This is a genomic window from Streptomyces sp. NRRL B-3229 (assembly GCF_000719505.1).
GTDB lineage: Bacteria > Actinomycetota > Actinomycetes > Streptomycetales > Streptomycetaceae > Streptomyces > Streptomyces griseorubiginosus.
Genome location: NZ_JOGP01000076.1, coordinates 1 through 1,176 on the forward strand (window position 1 = coordinate 1; position 1,176 = coordinate 1,176).

Here is a 1,176-nt window from a genome sequence, read left to right on the forward strand (position 1 = left end):
GACGTTGGCTCTTGATGGTGTGCGGGTGTTGGACATGACGCATGTGCAGTCGGGTCCGTCGGCGACGCAGTTGCTGGCGTGGCTGGGGGCGGATGTGGTGAAGGTGGAGGCGCCGGGCGGGGATGTGACGCGGGGTCAGTTGCGGGATGTGCCGGGGGCGGACTCGTTGTATTTCACGATGCTGAACTGCAACAAGCGCAGTATCACGTTGAACATGAAGTCGGAGCGGGGCCGGGAGCTCCTCAGCGCGTTGGTGCGGGGTGCGGATGTGCTGGTGGAGAACTTCGCTCCGGGTGCGGTGGATCGGATGGGGTTTCCGTGGGAACGGATCCGGCAGATCAACCCGAGGCTGGTGTATGCGTCGATCAAGGGGTTCGGGGAGGGGCCCTATACGGGGTTGAAGGCGTATGAGGTGGTGGCGCAGGCGATGGGCGGGTCGATGGCCACGACCGGGTTCGAGGACGGGCCGCCGATGGCGACGGGGGCGCAGATCGGGGACTCCGGGACCGGTATCCACGCGGTCGCCGGGATCCTGGCCGCACTCCTCCAAAGGGAGAAGACGGGCAGAGGCCAGCGGGTGAACGTGGCGATGCAGCATGCGGTGCTGAACCTGTGCCGGGTCAAGCTGCGCGATCAGCAGCGTCTGGCGCACGGGCCGTTGGCGGAGTACCCGAACGAGGACTTCGCCGGGGAGGTCCCGCGCTCGGGGAATGCCTCGGGGGGCGGGCAGCCGGGGTGGGCGGTGCGGTGCGCGCCGGGCGGGCCGAACGACTACGTCTACGTCATCGTCCAGCCCGTCGGCTGGGCACCGCTGGCCGCTTTGATCGGCCGGCCGGAGCTCGCCGAGGACCCTGAATGGGCTACACCCCAGGCGCGGTTGCCGAAGCTGGCGAAGATGTTCCAGCTGATCGAGGAGTGGACGGCGACCCTGCCCAAGTGGCGGGTGCTGGAGGAGCTGAACGCGCACAACATTCCGTGCGGGCCGATCCTGTCCACCCGGGAGATCATCGAGGATGCCTCGCTGGCGGCCAACGGCATGATCGTCGAGGTCGAGCATCCCGAACGCGGCACCTTCACCACCGTCGGCAACCCGCTCAAGCTCTCCGACTCTCCCACCACCATCACCACCCCACCCCTCCTCGGCCAGCACAACCAAGAGATCTACATCGGCGAACT

General features: G+C 67.4%; 1 protein-coding gene. It reads left to right on the forward strand.

All coding sequences use genetic code 11. From position 1 onward, the window contains the following. Positions 1–1,176, forward strand: a 1,176-nt coding sequence (gene frc / locus IF54_RS0138740) for a formyl-CoA transferase (protein ID WP_037821213.1), incomplete at both ends; no start/stop codon positions are given.